This window comes from Pseudomonas sp. 05N434 (assembly GCF_056396965.1).
Map to the genome: position 1 here is coordinate 1 of NZ_JBFTMK010000279.1, position 6,501 is coordinate 6,501.

The 6,501-nt window shown below is 58.7% G+C and carries 5 protein-coding genes and 1 pseudogene; 4 read left to right on the forward strand and 2 right to left on the reverse strand.

The genetic code is table 11. The annotated features are described in order from the left end of the window. Window positions 1-900 (reverse strand): annotated as a pseudogene (betT, locus tag AC1DLB_RS17850) (choline transporter BetT); the annotation flags it as partial. A 427-nt stretch (window positions 901-1,327) separates the two neighbouring features. Then, complete coding sequence (gene epsC / locus AC1DLB_RS17855; protein ID WP_018929332.1) at window positions 1,328-2,254, reverse strand: serine O-acetyltransferase EpsC; 927 nt, start codon at window positions 2,252-2,254, stop codon at window positions 1,328-1,330. 190 nt (window positions 2,255-2,444) lie between these two features. Between epsC and AC1DLB_RS17860 the strand changes: the two genes are divergently transcribed. From AC1DLB_RS17860 to tcyN, 4 genes are all read left to right on the forward strand, one after another. Then, entirely contained in the window at window positions 2,445-3,437 is a 993-nt protein-coding gene (locus AC1DLB_RS17860; protein WP_018929333.1) for a D-cysteine desulfhydrase, read from the forward strand. A gap of 339 nt (window positions 3,438-3,776) precedes the next feature. After that, the gene (gene tcyJ, locus AC1DLB_RS17865; RefSeq protein ID WP_019581730.1) at window positions 3,777-4,571 is read left to right on the forward strand and encodes a cystine ABC transporter substrate-binding protein; all 795 of its coding nucleotides are present in this window, start codon (window positions 3,777-3,779) and stop codon (window positions 4,569-4,571) included. Next, window positions 4,571-5,236, forward strand: a complete 666-nt coding sequence (gene tcyL, locus AC1DLB_RS17870) for a cystine ABC transporter permease (protein ID WP_007939566.1) — start codon at window positions 4,571-4,573, stop codon at window positions 5,234-5,236. Before tcyJ ends, tcyL begins: the two co-directional genes overlap by 1 nt. A gap of 4 nt (window positions 5,237-5,240) precedes the next feature. Beyond that, window positions 5,241-5,990 (forward strand): L-cystine ABC transporter ATP-binding protein TcyN, encoded by a 750-nt coding sequence (gene tcyN / locus AC1DLB_RS17875; protein ID WP_007939567.1) that lies wholly within the window; start codon window positions 5,241-5,243, stop codon window positions 5,988-5,990. Window positions 5,991-6,501 lie beyond the last annotated feature (511 nt).

Consider the following 6,501-nt stretch of genomic DNA (forward strand, 5'->3'; position numbering starts at 1 on the left):
GGGTTTGTCATAGGCGTAGAGGTCGAAACTCTTCATCGGCAAGGCGCCGAGGTAATCGCCAAGGTTCTGGATCAGGGTATTGAGCAAGTGCTGGGTAGGACCGGCGAACAACACGAACAGCAGCAGCGCACAGGCCAGCAGCATGTTGATGTCGGACATCACCCGCACGCCTTTATCGACGCCAGACACCGCGACGATGATCGCCGCGCCCATCATCAGCGTGATCAGGCCGACCTGAATCCACTGGGTGTGGGCGATGCCGAACAGGTAGTCCAGGCCGGAGTTGAGGTGCAATACGCCAAAGCCCATGTCGGCACCGAGGCCGAACACAGTGGCGATGATGCCGAAGCCGTCCACCGCGTAACCGATGGGCCCGTTGATGCGCTTGCCGATCAGCGGGTACAGCGCCGAACGCAGGGCCAGCGGCAGGTTATGCCGATAGGCGAAATAGGCCAGCGCCATGCCGACGAAGGCGAACACGCCCCAGCCGTGCAGGCCCCAGTGCAGAAACAGAATCTGCATCGCCTGACGCGCCGCCTCCGCCGTACCGGCCTCGCCTTGCGGTGGTTGCACCAAATGCGTAAGTGGTTCGGACACGCAAAAGAAAAACAGCGTGATGCTGATCCCGGCGGCGAACAGCATGCCGGCCCAGGACAAGTAACTGAATTCGGGCTCGTCGTGGTCGGCACCGAGCTTGATCTTGCCGTAGCCGGACAAGGCGGTGACCACCACGAAGACCAGATACAGCGTCATCGCGAGCATGTAGTACCAGCCGACCGTATTGGCCGCCCAGTTTTGCGCTTGCAACAACCAGGCACCGGCCTGTTCGGGGATCGCCATGACCACGACGGCGAACAACAAAATGAAGGTCGCCGCGAAATAAAACACCGGCGGATTCATGCGGACCTGGCCGCTTGCGGGAATGGACGATGCACTCACGAAAGGTGCACCTCGAGGGGGGAAAACGTGGCTGTAAAAATCGGACTCAGCAAAGGCAAGCCTCCTGTTGTGAGCGGGCGGCGAACCACCGGTTTAACTTGAATGAACGTTCAAGTTAAACATGAATAGGGTGCTAAGGACTAATCGCAGGGCTCGGCGGTAGCTTTTCTGCGCGAGTGCAAGGAAGGGTATGACGCGGGGTTTACGGGATTTGTTCTGTGGAAAATTAGCTGGATGCCATTATCTCGGTTTGGCTTGAAACCATTCGCGGGCAAGCCTCGCTCCTACAGATTTTGTGTCGGTCGCCAAGTCCCCGATCGACACTGATTCTGTAGGAGCGAGGCTTGCCCGCGAAGACTGCATGTCAGTCAGCAAATATCAGGGAGCCTTACTTCTGCGTCCCGTCATCATGCTGCAGATTCGCCTGGGTCAGGTTGCACCCCGCTGGCACGCTGCGGGTCAGCCAGACGTTGCCACCAATCGTCGAGCCCTTGCCGATGGTGATCCGTCCCAGAATCGTCGCGCCGGCATAGATCACCACGTCGTCCTCGACGATCGGGTGCCGCGGATGGCCCTTCTGCAACTGGCCGTCTTCGTCCGCCGGGAAGCGCTTGGCGCCCAACGTCACGGCCTGATAAATCCGCACCCGCTCGCCAATGATCGCGGTTTCGCCGATCACCACACCCGTACCGTGGTCGATGAAGAAACTGCGACCGATCTGCGCGCCAGGATGGATGTCGATACCGGTGGCCGAGTGGGCGATTTCCGCGCTGATCCGCGCCAGCAACGGCAACCCGGCGCGGTACAAATGGTGGGCCAGGCGATGGTGAATCACCGCCAGGATTCCCGGGTAGCACAGCAACACTTCATCGACACTGCGAGCCGCCGGATCGCCGTGATAGGCCGCCAGCACGTCGGTGTCCAACAGGCTGCGCAATTCCGGCAGAGCGAGGGCGAAGTCCTGAATGATCCGGATGGCCTTGGCTTCGACTTCAGAATCGACCCCGGCACTGTGGCGAGCGACGTAACGCAATTCGAGCCGCGCCTGAGCCAGCAATGCATTCAACGCCACGTCGAGTGTGTGGCCGACGTAGAAGTCCTCACTCTCCTCGCGCAAATCCACCGGCCCCAGACGCATCGGAAACAACGCACCGCATAAGGCTTCGAGAATGTCCGCCATGGCCGCTCGGGACGGCAACTCGCGACCGCCCTGCTCGGTGCTGGCGCGGCCGTTTTGTGCGCGCCATTGGTCGCGCGCCGTACGCAGTTGGCTGACGATGGTCTGCAATTGCCAATGGCTGGAACGCTCGCTCACGGTAAAAACTCCTCACGGGCGGCCGGACTGTCTGGCCGCGCTGACGGCGATTACTTTACGGCAACGACTTGCAGCCGAATTAAGAACCAATAGTGCTGGGATCAATACTTTTGGCTATAAGCGATTGGCAGTTGCCCCGCTAAATACCCGTGCCTATAGTCCTGACATCTTTCTCCGCCAGTACGGACCCATGATCAAACAACAGCTTGCCCGTTTTAACCGCCTCGACCTGCTCGGTCACCCTACCCCGCTGGAAAAACTCGAACGCCTGTCGACCTGGCTGGGCCGCGATGTGTACGTCAAACGCGATGACCTGACGCCATTGGCACTGGGCGGCAACAAGCTGCGCAAACTCGAATACCTCGCCGCCGACGCCCTGGCCCAAGGCGCCGATACGCTGATCACCGCTGGCGCGATCCAGTCCAACCACGTGCGCCAAACCGCCGCCATTGCGGCCAAGCTTGGCCTGGGCTGCGTGGCGCTGCTGGAGAACCCGCTCGGGACTGACGATAGCAACTACCTCGGCAATGGCAATCGGCTGTTGCTGGACCTGTTCGATGCCAAGGTCGAACTGGTGGAAAACCTCGACAACGCTGACGAGCAATTGCAAGCGCTGGCCGCACGTCTGCGCAGCAATGGCAAGAAACCCTATCTGGTGCCGATTGGTGGCTCCAATGCGGTGGGCGCTTTGGGTTATGTCCGTGCGGGTCTGGAACTGGCCGAGCAGATCAAGGACACCGGGCTGCAATTCGCCGCCGTAGTCCTGGCTTCCGGCAGTGCCGGCACCCATAGCGGCCTGGCGCTGGCATTGAGCGAAGTACTGCCGGATTTGCCAGTCATCGGCGTGACCGTTTCCCGTAGCGATGAAGCTCAACGACCGAAAGTCCAGGGCCTCGCCGAACGCACTGCCGAGCTGTTAGGCGTGGGCCTGCCGGCGAGTTTCAAAGTCGAACTGTGGGACGAATATTTCGGCCCGCGTTATGGCGAGCCGAATGCCGGGACGCTGGCGGCGGTGAAGCTGTTGGCGAGCCAGGAAGGGTTGTTGCTGGACCCGGTGTATACCGGCAAGGCCATGGCTGGTTTGCTCGACGGCATCGGGCGCCAGCGCTTCGATGCGGGCCCGATCATCTTCCTGCACACCGGTGGAGCGCCGGCGTTGTTTGCCTACAAAGACTTTTTATAGCCGATAGTCCTGTGGCGAGGGGGCTTGCCCCCGTTGGGTCGCGCAGCGGCCCCTTGTGTCCGGCAGTCATATCGAGTCAGCAGACATTACGACTGCTTCGCAGCCGAACGGGGGCAAGCCCCCTCGCCACAGGAACGCATTCCTCAAATATTCATTTAAAGAATAACAAACTTAATATTTATTATTTTCCAATCTAAAAATCCCATCATATAGTCGCGCCGCAGGCGAATTTGCAGCGAGACGCATAAGCTGCTTTAGGGCAGGATATCGCAGTCGTTCAAATCCCGAATTTGCCAACTTTCCTTAAGCGTCTTCCATAAGAAAACACAGGGGCTTGTCATGAATTTTTCCGCACTACGTAGAAATCTGCTGGTGGGCTCGTTGGGCCTGGCGCTGAGCGCCGGCCTGCTCGGGCAAGCGGTTGCCGGAGAGCAACTGCAAAAGATCAAGGACGCGGGCGTGATCAACGTCGGCCTGGAGGGCACTTATCCACCGTTCAGCTTCGTCGACGAGGCCGGCAAACTGAGCGGCTTCGAAGTCGAGTTCTCCGAAGCCTTGGCCAAAGAGCTGGGCGTGAAGGTCAAACTGCAGCCGACCAAATGGGAAGGCATCCTCGCGGCCCTGGAATCCAAGCGTTTGGACGCGGTGATCAACCAGGTGACCATCACCGAAGAGCGCAAGAAGAAGTACGACTTCTCCGAGCCGTACACCGTTTCCGGGATTCAGGCGCTGACCCTGACCAAAAACAAAGACACCATCAAGACCGCCGCCGATCTGGCCGGCAAGAAAGTCGGCGTAGGCCTGGGCACCAACTACGAGCAGTGGGTGAAAGAGAATGTGCCTAAGGCTGACGTCCGCACCTACGAAGATGACCCGAGCAAGTTCCAGGATCTGCGCGTCGGCCGCATCGACGCCATTCTGATCGACCGCCTGGCCGCGCTGGAATACGCCAGGAAGGCCAAGGACACTGCCGCCGCCGGCGAAGCGTTCTCCCGTCAGGAGGCCGGTATTGCCCTGCGCAAAGGCGAGCCTGAACTGCTGGCCGCGGTGAACAAAGCCATCGACAAGCTGCGTGCCGACGGTACGCTGAAAAAGCTTTCGGAAAAATACTTCAGCGCTGACGTCACTCAATAATGGGAGAAGCTTTCCAACTCGCGCTGGACTCCGCGCCCTTCCTGCTCAAGGGCGCGTATTACACGGTCATCCTGAGCCTGGGCGGAATGTTCTTCGGCCTGCTGATGGGCTTCGGCCTGGCGTTGATGCGCCTGTCGCGCTTCAAACTGGTGAGCTGGATTTCCCGCATCTACGTGTCGTTCTTTCGCGGCACGCCGTTGCTGGTGCAACTGTTCGTGATCTATTACGGCTTGCCGCAATTGGGCATCGAACTTGATCCGCTGCCGGCAGCCCTGATCGGCTTCTCGCTGAACATGGCGGCCTACGCCTGCGAAATCCTGCGTGCCGCGATCAGCTCCATCGAGCGCGGCCAATGGGAAGCTGCGGCCAGTATCGGCATGACCCGCGCGCAAACCCTGCGCCGGGCCATTCTGCCGCAAGCGATGCGCACGGCCCTGCCACCGTTGGGCAACAGCTTCATCTCGCTGGTCAAGGACACCGCGCTGGCGGCCACCATTCAGGTGCCGGAGCTGTTCCGCCAGGCGCAGCTGATCACCGCCCGTACCTTCGAAATTTTCACCATGTATCTTGCCGCCGCGCTGATCTACTGGGTTCTGGCCACGGTGCTTTCGCACCTGCAGAACAAGTTGGAAGAGCGGGTCAATCGGCACGACCAGGAGTCCTGACCCCATGATTGTCGTGGAAAAGCTGACAAAGCAGTTCAAGGGTCAGGTGGTGCTCAACGGCATCGATCTGCAGGTGAAGGAAGGCGAGGTGGTGGCAATCATCGGCCCCAGCGGCTCTGGCAAGACCACGTTCCTGCGTTGCCTGAATTTTCTGGAAGAACCCACCAGCGGCCGGATCAAGGTCGGCGACATCGAGATCGATGGCAGCCGCCCCCTGAACCAGCAGCAGAGCCTGGTACGACGCCTTCGCCAGCACGTGGGTTTTGTGTTCCAGAACTTCAATCTGTTTCCCCATCGCACAGCCTTGGAAAACGTTATCGAAGGCCCGATCGTGGTGAAAAAGATTCCACGAGCCGACGCCGTTGCCTTGGGTAAAAAGCTGTTGGCCAAGGTCGGCCTGGCGGGCAAGGAAGACGCTTACCCGCGACGCCTCTCCGGCGGTCAGCAACAGCGTGTGGCGATTGCCCGGGCGCTGGCGATGGAACCGGAAGTAATCCTGTTCGATGAACCGACCTCGGCGCTGGACCCGGAATTGGTGGGCGAAGTGTTGGCGACCATCCGCGGCCTGGCCGAGGAGAAACGCACCATGGTGATCGTCACCCACGAGATGGGTTTTGCTCGGGACGTGGCCAACCGTGTGGTGTTTTTCGACAAGGGTGTGATTGTCGAACAGGGCGAAGCCAAGGCACTCTTTGCCAACCCGAAAGAAGAACGGACGAAGCAGTTTCTCAGTAAATTCCTTAACAACGCTTAGTTGCATCCTTTCAAAAAAACGTCAACTTCCATGGATGGAAGTGACACCCCCCTTCTTCTAAAAACCTCATGCCCCTCCTCCCCCTGACCTCTTTGATTCACCCAAATCATAAACAACTTCCAGCCCTCCCGTGCGGTACATATATATGTCCTGCAACAGATTCACTTCCCTTAAAATCCATGAAATCCCTCACCACCCTCACTCAACGGGCTGCTGCTCCCAAGGCGTAAAACCCACGAAATATTGGACTAAATTCGACACCACGATGCGGTTTACTAACTACACTGCGTAGGAAATTTCTGAATAACCCAAGAACCAACCTTTAGCCAATCAGTTCTATTGACACCTATTCGAACGCACTCTTATCTAGTCTCCAACAGGCGACTACCACCACACTCGATCATTCTTAAAACACACAAACAGTGAATCGTTTTGTTGCCTGGTAATACACGCCTTTCGATCTTTCAGAAACGGACTTCGCGGTAAGGCTTCAAGGAGAGAACCCCATGAC

Excerpts from the sequence above, each read along its gene's own strand:
- AC1DLB_RS17860 (WP_018929333.1), top strand. The coding sequence starts at position 2,445 with ATGATCAAACAACAGCTTGCCCGTTTTAACCGCCTCGACCTGCTCGGT.
- tcyN (WP_007939567.1), top strand. The coding sequence starts at position 5,241 with ATGATTGTCGTGGAAAAGCTGACAAAGCAGTTCAAGGGTCAGGTGGTG.
- tcyJ (WP_019581730.1), top strand. The coding sequence starts at position 3,777 with ATGAATTTTTCCGCACTACGTAGAAATCTGCTGGTGGGCTCGTTGGGC.
- tcyL (WP_007939566.1), top strand. The coding sequence starts at position 4,571 with ATGGGAGAAGCTTTCCAACTCGCGCTGGACTCCGCGCCCTTCCTGCTC.